The organism is Streptomyces cyaneochromogenes, assembly GCF_003963535.1.
GTDB classification, from domain to species: domain Bacteria; phylum Actinomycetota; class Actinomycetes; order Streptomycetales; family Streptomycetaceae; genus Streptomyces; species Streptomyces shaanxiensis.
Genome location: NZ_CP034539.1, coordinates 3,896,619 through 3,911,464, shown reverse-complemented (window position 1 = coordinate 3,911,464; position 14,846 = coordinate 3,896,619). Strand labels below are relative to the sequence as shown.

At 68.8% G+C, this 14,846-nt stretch carries 19 protein-coding genes; 13 read left to right on the top strand and 6 right to left on the bottom strand.

Annotated features, from left to right (window positions below; genetic code table 11):
- The first annotated feature begins 132 nt into the window (after window positions 1–132).
- The 3 genes from EJ357_RS17480 to EJ357_RS17470 are packed head-to-tail and all read left to right on the top strand — an operon-like array spanning window position 133 to window position 1,707.
- Window positions 133–759 carry a hypothetical protein gene (locus tag EJ357_RS17480; RefSeq protein WP_126392562.1) on the top strand — a complete coding sequence of 209 codons (627 nt, stop codon included), beginning with the start codon at window positions 133–135 and terminating at the stop codon, window positions 757–759.
- Between the two features lie 43 nt (window positions 760–802).
- Complete coding sequence (locus EJ357_RS17475) at window positions 803–1,324, top strand: hypothetical protein (protein WP_126392561.1); 522 nt, start codon at window positions 803–805, stop codon at window positions 1,322–1,324.
- Between the two features lie 29 nt (window positions 1,325–1,353).
- Window positions 1,354–1,707, top strand: a complete 354-nt coding sequence (locus tag EJ357_RS17470; RefSeq protein WP_126392560.1) for a hypothetical protein — start codon at window positions 1,354–1,356, stop codon at window positions 1,705–1,707.
- A gap of 67 nt (window positions 1,708–1,774) precedes the next feature.
- Here EJ357_RS17470 and EJ357_RS17465 read toward each other — a convergent pair whose 3' ends face one another.
- Window positions 1,775–2,362, bottom strand: a complete 588-nt coding sequence (locus EJ357_RS17465; RefSeq protein ID WP_126392559.1) for an isochorismatase family protein — start codon at window positions 2,360–2,362, stop codon at window positions 1,775–1,777.
- Window positions 2,363–2,498: 136 nt separating this feature from the next.
- On the bottom strand, window positions 2,499–3,857 hold the full coding sequence (locus EJ357_RS17460; protein ID WP_126392558.1) for a nicotinate phosphoribosyltransferase: 1,359 nt from the start codon (window positions 3,855–3,857) through the stop codon (window positions 2,499–2,501).
- Between the two features lie 180 nt (window positions 3,858–4,037).
- Between EJ357_RS17460 and clpS the strand changes: the two genes are divergently transcribed.
- Together clpS and EJ357_RS17450 are read left to right on the top strand one after the other, a co-directional pair.
- Complete coding sequence (gene clpS / locus EJ357_RS17455; RefSeq protein WP_126392557.1) at window positions 4,038–4,346, top strand: ATP-dependent Clp protease adapter ClpS; 309 nt, start codon at window positions 4,038–4,040, stop codon at window positions 4,344–4,346.
- A gap of 64 nt (window positions 4,347–4,410) precedes the next feature.
- The gene (locus EJ357_RS17450) at window positions 4,411–5,019 is read left to right on the top strand and encodes a DUF2017 domain-containing protein (protein WP_126392555.1); all 609 of its coding nucleotides are present in this window, start codon (window positions 4,411–4,413) and stop codon (window positions 5,017–5,019) included.
- A 170-nt stretch (window positions 5,020–5,189) separates the two neighbouring features.
- Here the strand turns inward: EJ357_RS17450 and EJ357_RS48315 are convergent, their stop codons facing one another.
- Window positions 5,190–5,351 carry a hypothetical protein gene (locus EJ357_RS48315; RefSeq protein ID WP_175647423.1) on the bottom strand — a complete coding sequence of 54 codons (162 nt, stop codon included), beginning with the start codon at window positions 5,349–5,351 and terminating at the stop codon, window positions 5,190–5,192.
- Between the two features lie 19 nt (window positions 5,352–5,370).
- On the opposite strand from EJ357_RS48315, the gene EJ357_RS17445 reads away from it, so the two are divergent.
- The 6 genes from EJ357_RS17445 (at window position 5,371) to EJ357_RS17420 (ending at window position 10,063) form a co-directional block, all read left to right on the top strand.
- Window positions 5,371–6,810: an amino acid permease gene (locus EJ357_RS17445; protein WP_126392553.1), complete on the top strand. Its 1,440-nt coding sequence runs from the start codon at window positions 5,371–5,373 to the stop codon at window positions 6,808–6,810.
- Window positions 6,811–6,954: 144 nt separating this feature from the next.
- The gene (locus EJ357_RS17440) at window positions 6,955–7,377 is read left to right on the top strand and encodes a Mov34/MPN/PAD-1 family protein (protein WP_126392551.1); all 423 of its coding nucleotides are present in this window, start codon (window positions 6,955–6,957) and stop codon (window positions 7,375–7,377) included.
- A gap of 126 nt (window positions 7,378–7,503) precedes the next feature.
- Complete coding sequence (locus EJ357_RS17435; protein ID WP_126392549.1) at window positions 7,504–8,529, top strand: LacI family DNA-binding transcriptional regulator; 1,026 nt, start codon at window positions 7,504–7,506, stop codon at window positions 8,527–8,529.
- Between the two features lie 88 nt (window positions 8,530–8,617).
- Entirely contained in the window at window positions 8,618–8,713 is a 96-nt protein-coding gene (locus tag EJ357_RS50515; RefSeq protein ID WP_323378004.1) for a putative leader peptide, read from the top strand.
- A 115-nt stretch (window positions 8,714–8,828) separates the two neighbouring features.
- The gene (locus EJ357_RS17425) at window positions 8,829–9,107 is read left to right on the top strand and encodes a MoaD/ThiS family protein (protein ID WP_126392545.1); all 279 of its coding nucleotides are present in this window, start codon (window positions 8,829–8,831) and stop codon (window positions 9,105–9,107) included.
- Between the two features lie 5 nt (window positions 9,108–9,112).
- Complete coding sequence (locus EJ357_RS17420; protein ID WP_126392543.1) at window positions 9,113–10,063, top strand: PLP-dependent cysteine synthase family protein; 951 nt, start codon at window positions 9,113–9,115, stop codon at window positions 10,061–10,063.
- Window positions 10,064–10,117: 54 nt separating this feature from the next.
- Here the strand turns inward: EJ357_RS17420 and EJ357_RS17415 are convergent, their stop codons facing one another.
- Window positions 10,118–10,585, bottom strand: coding sequence for a type II toxin-antitoxin system PemK/MazF family toxin (locus tag EJ357_RS17415; RefSeq protein WP_126392541.1), 468 nt, complete (start codon window positions 10,583–10,585; stop codon window positions 10,118–10,120).
- A gap of 231 nt (window positions 10,586–10,816) precedes the next feature.
- Between EJ357_RS17415 and EJ357_RS17410 the strand changes: the two genes are divergently transcribed.
- Window positions 10,817–11,569, top strand: a complete 753-nt coding sequence (locus tag EJ357_RS17410; RefSeq protein ID WP_126392539.1) for an MBL fold metallo-hydrolase — start codon at window positions 10,817–10,819, stop codon at window positions 11,567–11,569.
- A gap of 120 nt (window positions 11,570–11,689) precedes the next feature.
- Here EJ357_RS17410 and EJ357_RS17405 read toward each other — a convergent pair whose 3' ends face one another.
- Both EJ357_RS17405 and EJ357_RS17400 read right to left on the bottom strand, forming a co-directional pair.
- A complete protein-coding gene (locus EJ357_RS17405) occupies window positions 11,690–12,955 on the bottom strand; it encodes a PTS transporter subunit EIIC (protein ID WP_126392537.1) in 1,266 nt (421 codons plus the stop codon).
- A gap of 188 nt (window positions 12,956–13,143) precedes the next feature.
- On the bottom strand, window positions 13,144–14,433 hold the full coding sequence (locus EJ357_RS17400; RefSeq protein WP_126392535.1) for a PTS transporter subunit EIIC: 1,290 nt from the start codon (window positions 14,431–14,433) through the stop codon (window positions 13,144–13,146).
- 127 nt (window positions 14,434–14,560) lie between these two features.
- Here EJ357_RS17400 and EJ357_RS17395 point away from each other — a divergent pair, with 127 nt between their 5' ends.
- Window positions 14,561–14,794: a glucose PTS transporter subunit EIIB gene (locus EJ357_RS17395; RefSeq protein ID WP_069780600.1), complete on the top strand. Its 234-nt coding sequence runs from the start codon at window positions 14,561–14,563 to the stop codon at window positions 14,792–14,794.
- Window positions 14,795–14,846 lie beyond the last annotated feature (52 nt).

The window sequence follows — 14,846 nt, the reverse complement described above, 5'->3', positions numbered from 1 at the left end:
GGGAAAACAGGGAGATTCTTGTGCTCGCTCGTCGCTGCGGCCGTGGTCGGCGCCGCAGCGGCCGGGGTCATCACTTCCTCGGAACCGGCGAATGGGGCGACGGCGCACCGTGACGCGAGTCCGGAGCGGGTTGTGCACGCACGGGAGGACTTCAACTTCACCACCGTGAACGCACTGGTGGGGACGGCCCCGGTCATCGTGAAAGGGACGGTGCTGAGCGCCGAGCCCGGCCGGAAGGTGGGCGGTGTGGAGGACGGTGGAGTCGACCAGGCGCGCAATGTGACGCTGCGCGTCGACTCCGTCCTGAAGAAGGGGGGCTACACGATCCCCTCGACGCTCACTCTCGAGGAGTGGGGGTGGGACGCGGCCGGCAACGCCTACCAGATGGAGCACCTCACCTGGAGTCAGGTGGGCGACACGGGCTATTACTTCCTGGACAAGGATGTCATGCTCACGACTTGGCGGTATGCGAGCAGCCAGGGCAGGGTCCTGATCAAGGACGGGGTCACCAAGTCCTCGGCCGACCCTGACGGACCGCTGTTCCCGCTGATCGAGGGCCGGACCAACAGCGATTTCTACGCGGAGCTCAAGCGGCTGCTCGACCCGGCGAACGCCGGGCAGCTCACGGTCCTGCCGCAGCCGGTCCCCGCCTCCGGCGAGCAGCAGAACGAGGTGCCGGACGACGGCGCGACCGAGCCTGTCCCGGACGGCTCGACGGACGACGGCTCCGAGCCGACGCCGTATCCGTCGTCCACCTGACTCCGCAGGGCCCCGTTCCCGCCTCCAAAGGAAGTAGAACATCGTGAATAGCTCTCGCAGACTTGTCGTCGCGGTGGCGATGTCCGCTGCCTTCGCTTTGTGCCTGCCGTTCACCGCGAATGCCGGCCATGACGACAACGGAACCGACCCGGACAACCGGAGCCAGGCGGTCAAGGGATTCAACCTCACGGCCAATGGCACCAAAGCGATGAACCACGGGAAGAGCCAACTGGAAAGAAGTGTCATCACCACCTCGTGGGGTGGCGGTGACATCGAGGTCTACGACAAGGATTACGGCGACAACGGTTGGCACGGATACGCCGACTGCACCGACTGGAACGCGCTCTGGACGTCCTGCGACATCATCCGCGTGCGTTTCAATCAGTATTCGTACAAGACTTCCTCCCAGTGGAAGAGCCTGGGCTGCCACGAATTCGGGCACACCGCCGATCTCGGGCACCGTGCCCGGAGCAATGACACGGACAACAATTCCTGCATGCGGGAAGAGATCTGGCCGCTCTACTACGACCAGCACGACCTCAACGCGATCAAGGCGGGGACGTGATGTCGAAGGTCTGGTGGATCATCGGCTGCGTGGCGGCCGCTGCCGCCGCATTCGTCACCGTCGTCGCCGCGCGGGCGGGCGGGGACGACGTGGACGTGGACGCCTTCCGGAAATCCGCCGACCGGCCGGCTTTCTGCAAGGAGGCCTCGCCCCTCGATCTCTCCCGGTCCGAGGAGCTCACGCCGCACGATCGCCGGCACGTCATCGAGGATCTCCGGCAGATGGCGCCGGACGACATGACGGAGGAGTTCGACCGGCTCCTGGCGTGGTACGAGCACCCCGAGGAGGACGACCGGGAAAGGTCGAAGCAGGCCAGCGTCCGGGTCGGTGAATTCATCGAACGGAGCTGCGACGACATCAACATAGGCGGGATCAGGACCTAGCCCCTGCCCGCGGACCGCCGGCGAACGGGGCGTGCCCTGCCCCGTCCGTCGGCGGCTGCCGTGCGTGTCAGACGACCGGCTTCCCGGAGAGCTCCACGCCCGCCCCGCGCATCTCGTCGAGCGCCCGCTCGGTGCTCTCCTCGGCCACCCCGGCCGTCAGGTCCAGCAGCACCTGTGTGCGGAAGCCCTCGCGCACGGCGTCCAAGGCGGTGGCGCGCACGCAGTGGTCCGTGGCGATGCCCACCACGTCCACCTCCGAGACCGCCCTGGCCCGCAGCCAGTCGGCCAGCCTCACGCCGTTCTCGTCGGTCCCCTCGAAGCCGCTGTACGCCGCCGCGTACGCGCCCTTGTCGAACACGGCGTCGATCGCGCCCGAGGCGACGGCGGGCGCGAAGTTCGGGTGGAAGCCGACGCCCTCCGTGCCCGCGACGCAGTGCGCCGGCCAGGAGTGGGCGAAGTCGGGGTTGGTGGAGAAGTGGCCGCCGGGTGCGATGTGGTGGTCGCGGGTCGCTACGACGTGCTGGTAGCCGGACCCCGCCGCCTGCCCGATCAGCTCGGTGACGGCGGCGGCCACATCGGCACCGCCGGCCACCGCGAGGCTGCCTCCCTCGCAGAAGTCGTTCTGCACGTCTACGACGATCAAGGCGCGGCGCATGGTCGGTGTCCTTCGGTTATGGACGCTGAGGTCGGGACGGTGAAAGCGTGCGGGCCCGGCCGTGAACTTCCGAGCCTAGAGACTTCGAGTCGGGTGCGGGAGGGGGCATGGGGTGAGCACGCCGGGCGCACTCACTTCACGACCCCGTCTGGCTACCCGAGCGCCCGTTGACATACTCCGTCGGGATGACGGGTTCGCCGCGCGAGAGCTGCGTCGCGGACAGCGGCAGGTTCGCCCGGGCGGCCGCGTGCCGGTCCCGTACGACGTCCAGCGACTCTCGGGCCAGCACGTCGCCGCCCTTGATCAGCTCGACGAGCAGCTGCCGTTCGGCCAGCTCCGCAGGAGCCGCCCCCGTGCCGATGACCTCGGCCTCCGCGACGCCGTACTCGTCGAGGCGCCGCGCGGCCCACTTGCGGCCGCCGATGGAGGTCTTGCCGCCGGTCGACTTCTTCGCCACCGGCACCAGCGGGGCCTTCGGGTCGGTGGACTCGGCGCGGGCGACCAGCTTGTAGACCATCGAGCAGGTCGGATGCCCGGACCCGGTCACCAGCTGGGTGCCGACGCCGTACGCGTCCACCGGCGCCGCCGCCAGCGAGGCGATGGCGTACTCGTCCAGGTCGGAGGTCACGATGATCCTCGTGCCCGTGGCGCCCAGCTCGTCCAACTGCTGCCGGACCCGGTGCGCGACCAGCAGCAGGTCGCCCGAGTCGATGCGGACGGCGCCCAGCTCGGGCCCGGCGACCTCCACGGCCGTACGGACCGCCTCGGTGACGTCGTAGGTGTCCACGAGCAGCGTGGTGCCGCGGCCCATGGAGTCGACCTGGGCCCGGAAGGCGTCCCGCTCGCGGTCGTGCAGGAGCGTGAAGGCGTGGGCGCTGGTGCCGACCGTGGGGATGCCGTAGCGGAATCCTGCGGCCAGGTCGGAGGTGGAGGCGAAGCCGCCGACGTACGCGGCGCGGGACGCGGCCACCGCGGCCAGCTCGTGGGTGCGCCGGGCGCCCATCTCGATGAGCGGGCGCTCCCCGGCGGCCGACGACATGCGTGAGGCGGCCGCGGCGATCGCGGAGTCGTGGTTGAGGATGGAGAGGATCACCGTCTCCAGCAGCACGCACTCGGCGAAGGTGCCCTCGACCCGCATGATCGGCGAGCCCGGGAAGTAGACCTCGCCCTCGGGGTAGCCCCAGACGTCGCCGGAGAAGCGGTAGTCCGCCAGCCACTTCAGGGTCTCCTCGTCGACGATCTTCCGCTCGCGCAGGAAGCCGAGGACGTCCGCGTCGAAGCGGAAGTTCTCGACGGCGTCCAGGACGCGGCCGGTGCCCGCGACGACGCCGTACCGGCGCCCGTTCGGCAGCCGCCGGGTGAAGACCTCGAAGACCGACCGCCGCTCGGCGGTGCCCGCGTTCAGGGCGGCCTGCAGCATCGTCAGCTCGTACTGGTCCGTGAAGAGCGCCGTCGAGGGAACGTCCACCGGCAGCCCAAGGTCCGCTACATCCACGACAGCTCTCCTAGCTATGACTTTCCGGGCGCCCCCGGGCCGGCCGGGGGTCCGGGGGTTGTCCCCCGGTGTATGCAGCACGTCGAAGATGGTACCCCCATTTCGTCAGTCTGACGATTTCTTCCCCGGGGCGGACCGAGGATTTGTGCGACCACCCCCCTCCGGTGGCAGCATGGCTGTGTGACGTCACCCGCTCCCGTAGAGATCGAACGCACCGAAGCGGCCGAAGAGACCTTCGCCGTACCCGAGCCGGACGTCCCCTGGGTCACGATCGTCCACAACGACCCGGTCAACCTCATGAGCTACGTGACGTATGTCTTCCAGGCGTACTTCGGGTACAGCAAGGACAAGGCCACCAAGCTCATGCTCGATGTCCACCACAAGGGCCGGGCGGTCGTCTCCAGCGGCAGTCGCGAGGAGATGGAACGCGACGTGCAGGCCATGCACGGCTACGGCCTGTGGGCCACCCTCCAGCAGGACCGGAAATGACCTCCCGCTCGCAGGACCGGACATGACCTCCCGCCCGCAGGACCGGAAGTAGCGAATCGCCTCCATGCCAGGAACCTTCGAACCGCTCCCCGACGGCGGCGCGGCCGTCGCCCTCGACGACGTCGAGATCTCCATCATCCGGTCGCTGGCCGTACAGCTCCTGGAGCTCATCGGCCCCGGCCCCGCCGAGGACGCCCCCGACGACCCGCTCGCCGAACTCTTCGCCGAGGGGCCGAGCGAACCGCCGGCCGACCCGGTCCTCAAGCGCCTGTTCCCGGACGCCTACGGCGATCCCGAGGGCACCCCGCAGGCCAAGGAGGCCGAGGAGCAGCGGGCGCACTCCGCGGAGTTCCGCCGCTACACCGAGAACGACCTGCGCGCCGGCAAGCGCGACAACGCGCTCGCGGTGGTCCGCTCCCTGGACGCGCTCAGTGCCGCCTCCGCCGGAGAGAGCGGCGCGGTGCTCAAGCTCTCCGTCGAGGAGTCCCAGCAGTGGCTCGGCGCCCTCAACGACCTGCGCCTGGCCATCGGCTCCCGTCTGGATATCGCCGACGAGGACGACACCGATCTGCTCTACCGGCTCCCGGACGAGGACCCGCGCAAGCCGATGGTGATGGCGTATCTGTGGCTGGGCGGACTCCAGGAGACGCTGGTCGCGACGCTGATGCCGTAGCCCGTGACCGTCTTCGGGTCCTTTTCATGCTGATCTGTGAACATTTTGTGTTCGCTCAGCGGACGCTCAAATCCGGATAACGATCGCGTCACCACCGCCGCCCGCTCTGCGGGCGGCGGTGTCGTTTGTCCGGTTCTTCCTGTGCGATGCGCCACATGTCCTGACCCCGATCACTGTTGCGACCGTGATAAATCTTCACGACGCCCGACGAGCACCACCCGAATGTTCGGCCGGGTGCGCCACATGGCCGGCGGATCGTCGGCCAGGCACAGCTCCAGCAATCCGGGGGGATCGAGACCCGATCCGAGGCCGACGAAGGTCCGGGTCGGCATGGAGAAAGGCGCACTACACATGACCTCTGCGAAGGTCACTGACGCGAAGGCCACGGATGCCCCGGAGGAGGGGTACGAGCGGGGTCTCGGCAGCCGTCAGGTCCAGATGATCGCGATCGGCGGCGCCATCGGCGTCGGCCTGTTCATGGGTGCCGGGGCGAACATCGAGAAGGCCGGCCCCAGCATCATCCTCATGTATGCCCTCGCGGGCGTAGTCATCTTCTTCATCATGCGGGCCCTGGGCGAGCTGCTCCTCTACCGGCCCGTCTCCGGCTCCTTCGCCGAGTACGCCCGGGAATTCCTCGGCCCGTTCTTCGGGTTCGTCACGGGCTGGACGTACTGGCTCATGTGGGTGGTCACCGGCATGGCCGAGCTCACGGCCGCCGCGATCTACATCCACTTCTGGTTCCCCGAGATCCCGCAGTGGGTCAGCGCCCTGGTGTTCCTGGTGGTGCTCTTCGGCGTCAACCTGATCTCCGTCAAGATCTTCGGCGAGGTCGAGTTCTGGTTCTCGATGATCAAGGTCACGGCCATCATCGGCATGATCGTCATCGGCCTCGGCGTGCTCACCCTCGGCTTCTCCGACGCCGGTGACACCGCCACCGTCTCCAACCTCTGGTCGCACGGCGGCATCTTCCCGAACGGCATCGGCTCCAGCCTGATGACGCTCCAGGGCGTCATGTTCGCCTACCTCGCCGTCGAGCTCGTCGGCGTCACCGCGGGCGAGTCCGAGAACCCCGAGAAGACCCTGCCGAAGGCCATCAACACCCTGCCCTGGCGCATCATCGTCTTCTACGTCGGCGCGCTCCTGGTGATCCTCTCCGTGGTCAAGTGGACCGAGTTCTCCGCCGGCGAGAGCCCGTTCGTCCACGCGTTCGGCAAGATCGGCATCCCGCTCGCCGCGGGCATCGTCAACTTCGTGGTGCTCACCGCGGCCCTGTCGTCCTGCAACTCGGGCATGTACTCGACCGGCCGGATGCTGCGCGACCTCGCCTCCAACAGCGAGGCCCCGCAGGCCTTCGGCAGGCTCACCGCCCGCAAGACGCCCGCCGTCGGCATCGCGGTCTCCGTGGCGCTCATGGGCATCGGCGTCGTCCTGAACTACGTCGTCCCGGAGAAGGCGTTCCAGTACGTCACCTCCGTCGCCACCGCGGCCGGCATCTGGACCTGGATGATGATCCTCGTTAGCCACATCCGCTACCGCGCCGCGGTCGAGGCCGGCCGACTGCGCGCCTCGTCCTTCCCCGCTCCCGGCGGGGCGCTCTTCAGCTGGGTCGCACTCCTCTTCCTCATCGGCGTGACCTTCATGATCGCGTACGACAAGGACGCGCGGATCTGCCTGTACGTCGCGGCCGGCTGGGCTGTCGCCCTGGGCGTCGGCTGGGCGGTCCTCAAGAGCCGCAACCCGCAGATCGCCGCTCGAGGCGGGGACGAGCCGGAGCTCGAGAAGGTCGGCTAGGCGCTTCGCGCTGCCTGTCCAGGACGTCCGGCCCCTGGGAGCACTCGTGGCGCTCCCAGGCGGCTGCCGCTCAGGGCGTCCGGCATGTGGGCCGTCCCGTACCAACCCTCGGTACGGGGCGGCCCCTCTGCTTATCCTGGCCGCATGCTGACCATCACCCAGGCCCTCGTCGACCAGATCGTCGCGCACGCCCGCAAGGACCACCCCGACGAAGCGTGCGGCGTCGTGGCGGGGCCGACCGGCTCGGACCGTCCCGAGCGCTTCATCCCGATGCTGAACGCGGCCATGTCGCCCACGTTCTACGAGTTCGACTCGGGCGACCTGCTCAGGCTCTACCGCGAGATGGACGACCGCGACGAGGAGCCGGTGGTCATCTACCACTCCCACACGGCCACCGAGGCCTACCCCTCCCGCACCGACATCTCCTACGCCAACGAGCCCGGCGCGCACTACGTCCTGGTCTCCACCGCCGACACCGACGGCCTCGGCGAGTTCCAGTTCCGTTCGTTCCGGATCGTCGAGGGGGAGGTCACCGAGGAGGAGGTCAAGGTGGTCGAGGCGTACTGACCCACAACTCGGCTGATCCATTGCTCGGCTGATGCATTGCTCGACTGATCCATAACTCAGGGGCGCGACGGGCCCGTCGGAGTTACCGTCTGCGAAGGCGTATCCGAGCAACTCGCCCCGACGGAGATGGTGTTGACGCAGTGGTCGAACGGACGGCTCCCCACGCTGGAGGACGTCGCCCACCGGTCGGGGGTCTCGAAGTCCACGGTGTCGCGGGTGATCAACGGTGAGCCCAGGGTGCGGGCGGAGGTCGCCGACCGCGTCCGCGAGGTGATCGCCGATCTCGGCTACGTCCCCCATCACGCCGCCCGTCAGCTGGTCACCCGCCGCAACAACGCCGTCGCGGTCGTCGCGACCCAGCCGCAGGACCGGCTGTTCATCGACCCCTTCTTCGACCGCCATCTGCGCGGCATTCGCAAGGAACTGGTCGCGCACGGCGTCCAGCCCGTCCTGCTGTTCCTGGAGGACCCGGACGACTATCCGCGCGTCGCCGACTTCCTGGGCGGCGGCCATGTCGACGGAGCCCTGCTGTTCTCCCTGCGCGCCGACGACCCGCTGCCCGCGATGATCCGGCGCCTCGGCCTGCCCGCGGTCTTCGGCGGCCGCCCGCTGCTGCGCGAGGGCGAGCCCGTGCCCGCCCACGTCTACGTCGACGCCGACAACCGCGGCGGCGCCCGGGAGGCAGTCCGCCACCTTCTCTCGCTCGGCCGCGAGCGCATCGGGACCATCACCGGGCCGTACGACCAGGAGGCCTCGGCCGTCGACCGCCTCGACGGCTACCGCGACGTCCTGTTCGACGCCTCGCCCGAGCTGATCGAGAAGGGCGACTACACCCAGCAGGGCGGTGCCGGGGCCATGGCCGCGCTGCTGGAGCGCCGCCCCGACCTGGACGCCGTCTTCGCCGCCTCCGACCTCATGGCGTCCGGGGCGCTGCGGGTGCTGCGTGAGCGGGGCCGGCGGGTGCCCGACGACGTGGCCGTGGTCGCCTTCGACGACCTCGCGCCCATCGCCGAGTTCACCGACCCACCGCTGACCACGGTCCACCAGGACATCGAGGGAATGGGCCGGCTGATGGCCCGGCTGCTGTGCGAAGGCGCGCGGGTCCCGTCCGTCGTCACACCCACCCGCCTGGTGCTGCGAGGGTCCGCCTGAACAGCGCGGTCTCACTCCCCGGCCCTCATGCGTCCGCGATGTGGGATCACATTCCAGAAGCCGGACCGGGAATCGATACGATGACCCCATGGTTTTCCACGACGTGAGCGAGAAGACGCCGGGCTTGCTGCTCGTGGCGCGGCTGCACGTCGACCTGTGCAGGCTCGCCAGCGCCATCTGTTGACGCGACACCCTGCCGCCGTACGGCCGTGAGCCGCGGCGCCTCACGTGCACCACACCCGCTGTACTTGCGCTGCCGCGCGCCCCCGACTGACTACTCCCGACAGGAGCCCTGAGCCATGGCCATCGAGGTCCGCATCCCCACCATCCTCCGCACCTACACCGACGGTCAGAAGGCGGTGGAGGGCAGCGGTGAGACCCTCGCCAAGCTGCTCGCCGACCTCGAGACCCGGCACGCGGGCATCCAGGCCCGCATCGTCGACGGCGGCGAGCTGCGCCGCTTCGTCAACGTCTACCTGAACGACGAGGACGTCCGCTTCCTCGACGGCATCAACACCAAGCTCGCCGACGGCGACAACGTCACGATCCTGCCGGCCGTGGCCGGCGGTATGGCCTGATCCACATGCGCTACGACTCCCCGCTCGCCGCGGTGGGCAACACCCCTCTGGTGTGCCTGCCGCGGTTGTCGCCGTCCGCGGACGTCCGCATCTGGGCCAAGCTGGAGGACCGCAACCCCACCGGCTCGGTCAAGGACCGCCCCGCCCTGCACATGATCGAGCAGGCGGAGAAGGACGGCCGGCTGACTCCGGGCTGCACGATCCTGGAGCCGACCAGCGGCAACACCGGCATCTCCCTGGCGATGGCGGCGAAGCTCAAGGGCTACCGCATCGTGTGCGTGATGCCCGAGAACACCTCGCAGGAGCGCCGGGACCTGCTCGCCATGTGGGGTGCGGAGATCATCTCCAGCCCGGCCGCGGGCGGCTCCAACACCGCCGTACGCGTCGCCAAGGAGCTGTCGGCCGAGCACCCCGACTGGGTGATGCTCTACCAGTACGGCAACCCCGACAACGCGGGCGCCCACTACGCCACGACCGGCCCGGAGATCCTCGCCGACCTCCCCTCGGTCACCCACTTCGTCGCCGGTCTCGGCACCACCGGCACCCTGATGGGCGTCGGCCGCTACCTGCGCGAGAACAAGCCGGACGTCAAGATCGTCGCGGCCGAACCGCGCTACGACGACCTGGTCTACGGCCTGCGCAACCTCGACGAGGGCTTCGTCCCCGAGCTGTACGACGCCTCCGTCCTGACCACCCGCTTCTCGGTCGGCTCGGCCGACGCGGTCACCCGCACCCGCGAACTCCTCCAGCAGGAGGGCATCTTCGCGGGCATCTCCACGGGCGCCGCACTGCACGCCGCGATCGGCGTCGGCAAGAAGGCGCTGAAGGCGGGGGAGTCCGCCGACATCGTGTTCGTCGTGGCCGACGGCGGCTGGAAGTACCTCTCGACCGGCGTCTACACGGCGGCGACGACCGAAGCGGCCATCGAAACGCTCCAGGGGCAGCTCTGGGCATGAGCCGGTCCGCCGGCTCCGGGCCCGCGAGGCCCCGGCAGGGCGAGTGACGGCGCCCTACGTCGCGAGGTGACGGACCTGGTCCCACACGACCGGGTCCATCACCCCCACCCGCCGCCGGAAGTCCGACACCGGTACGTCCCGCAGCTCACCCGTCTCAAGGAAGCTCGCCCGGCCCCGGGTGTCCCCGACCGAGCCCGGCGGCAGCGGGATCACCCCGTACCGCTCGTCCCGGTACTTGCTGGTGATCTTCGCGACCGTGACCCGCTGTCCGCGCACCGCGAGCACCAGACAGGGGCGGTCCTTGGCGCCGGGCCCGTCCTCGTACGGCACGTTCGCCCACCAGATCTCCGCGGGCTCGGGACGGGTCGGCGTACGCCCGCGAGTACCTCTGTCGGCAGGGCGCCCCGGCGGCCGGGTGCGCCGTCCCTGCGGCCGCCGCCTGCGCCCCCACCCGTCGACGAGCGCGGCGACCAGCGCGAGCAGTACCACCGCCGCGAGCGCGAGCCACCAGGACGTGTCCATACGCACGAAGGTACCGGCGCACGCCCACCCCCGCGCGCCTTCTCACCAGCCTCATGAGCCCCGCGTCCAGCCGAACGCGTGACACCACAGGTGAGTTCGCCCACAACAGCCCTTGGCGGAGGAGCGACCGGAGGTTTTGCGCCTTACGCTCGACAAACCGCACGACCCCCGACGCCCCATTCCCGATCTTCTGGATTCTCTGGATTTCCAGCCAGCGGAGGTTTCTGTTTCATGAAGCTCACCGTCGTCGGCTGCTCGGGGTCGTTCCCGTCCGCGGAATCGGCCTGCTCGAGCTACCTCGTCGAGGCCGACGGCTTCCGGCTGCTTCTCGACATGGGCAACGGTGCCCTGGGCGAGCTGCAGCGCCACTGCGGTCTCTACGACCTCGACGCGATCTTCCTCAGCCATCTGCACGCCGACCACTGCATCGACATGTGCGCGTACTTCGTGGCGCGCTACTACCGGCACGACGGCGGCCGCTGCGCCCCGATCCCGGTCTACGGACCCGAGGGCACGGAACAGCGCCTGACCACCGCCTACGCCGACACCCCCACCGCCTCGTCCATGAGCGAGGTCTTCGACTTCCACACGGTCAAGCCGTCCACCTTCGAGATCGGCCCGTTCACGGTGCACACGGAACGCGTGGCCCATCCCGTGGAGGCGTACGGCATCCGGATTGAGCACGGCGGCAGGACGCTGACCTACTCCGGTGACACCGGCATCAGCACGGCCCTCGACGAACTCGCCCGTGACGCCGACCTCTTCCTGTGCGAGGCCGCGTTCACGCACGGCAAGGAGAACATCCCCGACCTGCACCTCAACGGCCGCGAGGCGGGCCAGACAGCGGCCCGCGCGAACGCCCGTCGCCTGGTCCTCACCCACATCCCCCCGTGGACCGACCCCCAGGTCAACCTGGCCGACGCGCGCGCGGTGTACGACGGCCCGGTGGGGCTGGCGGCGCCGCGCCAGACGTACGAGATCTAGCCGGGCGCGATCTGTCCGGTCGAGAACCAGCCCGTTCGGGGTTCAGGCCCGTATGCGCGCGAAGGCCCCGGAACCTTCCCGGTTCCGGGGCCTTCGTACGTCCGCCGCAGGGCCGTCGGGCTACTTCGCCTCGGCCTTCTGGAGTTCGGCGAGCTCCTCGTCGGACTCGCGGCCCGGCGTCGGCAGGTTGAACTTGGTGATCGCGAACCGGAAGATCACGTAGTAGACCACCGCGAAGCACAGGCCCACCAGGGCCAGGCCCCACGGGTTGGTCGCGATGCCCAGGTTCAGGCCGAAGTCGATCGCGCCGGCCGAGAAGCCGAAGCCGTCCTTCATGCCGAGCGCCCAGGTCAGCGCCATGGAGACGCCGGTGAGGACCGCGTGGATGGCGTACAGGACCGGCGCGATGAACATGAAGGTGAACTCGATGGGCTCGGTCACGCCGGTGACGAAGGACGTCAGCGCGAGGGAGAACATCATGCCGCCGACGACCTTGCGGCGCTCGGGGCGGGCACAGTGGACGATCGCGAGGCACGCGGCAGGCAGCGCGAACATCATGATCGGGAAGAAGCCGGTCATGAACTGGCCCGCGGTCGGGTCACCGGCCAGGAAGCGGGAGATGTCGCCGTGCTTGCCGTTGTACTCGCCGGCCTGGAGCCACGGGAAGGAGTTGAGCAGGTGGTGCATGCCGACCGGGATCAGCGCACGGTTGGCCACACCGAATATGCCGGCGCCGACGGCCCCCGAACCGACCAGCCACTCACCGAAGTTGTGCAGACCGGCGCCGAGGACAGGCCAGATGTAGCCGAAGACGATGCCGATGAGCAGGCCCGCGAAGGCGGAGAGGATCGGGATCAGACGCCGACCACCGAAGAAGCCCGCCCAGTCCGGCAGCTTGGTGCGGTAGAAGCGCTGGTAGAGGAGGGCGACGACGATGCCCATGACCACGCCGCCGAGGACACCGGCGTCGACCGGCTTGTCCACCATGACGATCTTGTCGCCGACGACCGTGGCCACCTTGGTGAGGTTCGGGTCGGTGAACGTGGCGAGCACGTTCTTGAAGACCAGGTAGCCGACCACGGCCGCGAGCGCCGTCGAGCCGTCCGACTTCTTCGCGAAGCCGATCGCGATGCCGACGGCGAACAGCAGTGCCATGTTGTCGAGGATGGCGTTGCCGCCGGCCGCCATGAAGCCCGCTATCTTCGTGATGAAGGCGGGGAAGTCCGGGTCGCCCAGCATGTCGTTGTTGCCGAAGCGGACCAGGAGAGCGGCTGCGGGCAGCACCGCCACCGGCAGCATCAGGCTGCGGCCGATGCGCTGCATCACAGCCATCACAGCGGCGCCCTTTTTCTTGTCGGCCGCGGGAGCGGCGCTGGCCGTGGTCACAACTTCCTCCAGGGGGTCCCCCCGGCCATAGGCTGGGGCAGGGCATGGCGCCGCCCGGGGACAGGAAAGGGGATGGCGGCGTCTGGTCTACACCACTGAGTGGTGTAGACCTGTTGTAGCACGGTGGGGGCGATATAAGGAACCCGTGAATTCCGCATCCGGAGCGCTACACGCAGTGCCCTGATTGGTCAGACCTTTGTGACGTCCTCGACCTCGTCCTCAGGCTCCCTGCCCGGTGTCTTGAGATCGAACTTCGTGATCGCGAAACGGAAGATCGCGTAATACACGACGGCAAAGCAGAGACCGATCGGAATGATCGCCCAGGGTCTCGTCGCGAGTTCCCAGTTGATGATGTAGTCGATCAGCCCGGCCGAGAAACTGAAGCCGTCGTGGACCCCCAACCCCCAGGTCACCGCCATGGACACACCGGTCAGCAGGGCGTGCACCGCGTACAGGAGCGGGGCGATGAACAGGAACGAGTACTCGATCGGTTCCGTGATCCCCGTGACGAACGACGTCAGCGCCACCGACGTCATCAGGCCGGCGATCTCCTTGCGGCGGTGCGGCTTGGCGCAGTGCGTGATGGCGAGGGCCGCGGCCGGCAGCGCGAACATCATGATCGGGAAGAAGCCCGAGGTGAACAGGCCCGCGTTCGGGTCGCCCGCGAGGAACATGTTGATGTCGCCGTGCACCACCTCGCCGTCGGGCTCGGTGTAGCTGCCGAACTGGAACCAGATGGGCACGTTCAGGAACTGATGGAGCCCGATGACCAGCAGCGCGCGGTTGGCGACGCCGAACACGCCCGCACCCCAGGCGCCCAGGTCCCTCATCCAGTCGCTGAAGCTCTCCAGCGCGTCACCGACGGGCGGCCAGACCCACAGGCACAGCACCGCGAACACGATCGCCACGAACGCCATGATGATCGGGACGAGACGCCGCCCGTTGAAGAAGCCGAGCCAGTCCACCAGCTTCGTCCGGTGGTAGCGCTGCCAGAAGAAGGCCGCCAGCAGGCCGATGATGATGCCGCCGAAGACACCCGGATTCTGGTACTCGTACGCGCTCACCGTCCCGTCGGCCGCGGCGCAGCCGATGTTGGTGACCTCCTCCGTCCCGCTCGGGCAGTCCTCCGGGAACTCGCGCAGCACGCTGTAGTAGACGAGGAACCCCGTCACCGCCGCCAGCGCCGTCGAGCCGTCCGCCTTCTTCGCCATGCCGATGGCCACGCCCACGCAGAACAGCAACGGCAGCCCGAGCGAGCTGTCGAGCAGCCCTCCGCCCGCGCCGTCCATCACCTTCGAGACGTTGTCCCAGCCCAGACCCTCGTCGCCGAACACATCCGGCTGGCCGAGGCGGTTGAGGATGCCCGCGGCCGGCAGCACGGCGATGGGCAGCTGAAGGCTGCGTCCCATCTTCTGCAGGCCCTGAAACGCCGCCTGCCGCCGCCGGTGTGCGGGGGACGTCTCGGTCTCGGCACTCATGGGTTGGCGACCGCCTGTCAGGTGGTGTAGACCAGTTACCGACGATTGGGTTGCTGTGACGTCATCCTTCGGTACTCACCACGCAACCGCTCGTAAAGTTGGGCCAACAGTGCGTGAGGAGACCGAAATGGCCAGCAAGGCTGAGAAGATCGTCGCCGGGCTCGGCGGCATCGACAACATCGAGGAGATCGAGGGCTGCATCACCCGGCTCCGCACCGAGGTCAGCGACCCCTCGCTGGTCGACGAGACCGCGCTGAAGGCCGCCGGCGCCCACGGCGTCGTGAAGATGGGCACCGCCATCCAGGTCGTCATCGGCACCGACGCCGACCCGATCGCGGCGGAGATCGAAGACATGATGTGAAGCCGGGGCATCGTCCCGGGCTTCATCCCCTGAGACCCGCCCCGCTTCACCC

Bases quoted from the DNA above. Each gene is read 5' to 3' on its own strand.
- EJ357_RS17465 (WP_126392559.1), bottom strand. From the start codon at position 2,362: ATGCGCCGCGCCTTGATCGTCGTAGACGTGCAGAACGACTTCTGCGAG.
- EJ357_RS17450 (WP_126392555.1), top strand. From the start codon at position 4,411: ATGCCAGGAACCTTCGAACCGCTCCCCGACGGCGGCGCGGCCGTCGCC.
- EJ357_RS48315 (WP_175647423.1), bottom strand. From the start codon at position 5,351: ATGCCGACCCGGACCTTCGTCGGCCTCGGATCGGGTCTCGATCCCCCC.
- EJ357_RS17445 (WP_126392553.1), top strand. From the start codon at position 5,371: ATGACCTCTGCGAAGGTCACTGACGCGAAGGCCACGGATGCCCCGGAG.
- EJ357_RS17440 (WP_126392551.1), top strand. From the start codon at position 6,955: ATGCTGACCATCACCCAGGCCCTCGTCGACCAGATCGTCGCGCACGCC.
- EJ357_RS17435 (WP_126392549.1), top strand. From the start codon at position 7,504: ATGGTGTTGACGCAGTGGTCGAACGGACGGCTCCCCACGCTGGAGGAC.
- EJ357_RS50515 (WP_323378004.1), top strand. From the start codon at position 8,618: ATGGTTTTCCACGACGTGAGCGAGAAGACGCCGGGCTTGCTGCTCGTG.
- EJ357_RS17425 (WP_126392545.1), top strand. From the start codon at position 8,829: ATGGCCATCGAGGTCCGCATCCCCACCATCCTCCGCACCTACACCGAC.
- EJ357_RS17420 (WP_126392543.1), top strand. From the start codon at position 9,113: ATGCGCTACGACTCCCCGCTCGCCGCGGTGGGCAACACCCCTCTGGTG.
- EJ357_RS17415 (WP_126392541.1), bottom strand. From the start codon at position 10,585: ATGGACACGTCCTGGTGGCTCGCGCTCGCGGCGGTGGTACTGCTCGCG.
- EJ357_RS17410 (WP_126392539.1), top strand. From the start codon at position 10,817: ATGAAGCTCACCGTCGTCGGCTGCTCGGGGTCGTTCCCGTCCGCGGAA.
- EJ357_RS17400 (WP_126392535.1), bottom strand. From the start codon at position 14,433: ATGAGTGCCGAGACCGAGACGTCCCCCGCACACCGGCGGCGGCAGGCG.
- EJ357_RS17395 (WP_069780600.1), top strand. From the start codon at position 14,561: ATGGCCAGCAAGGCTGAGAAGATCGTCGCCGGGCTCGGCGGCATCGAC.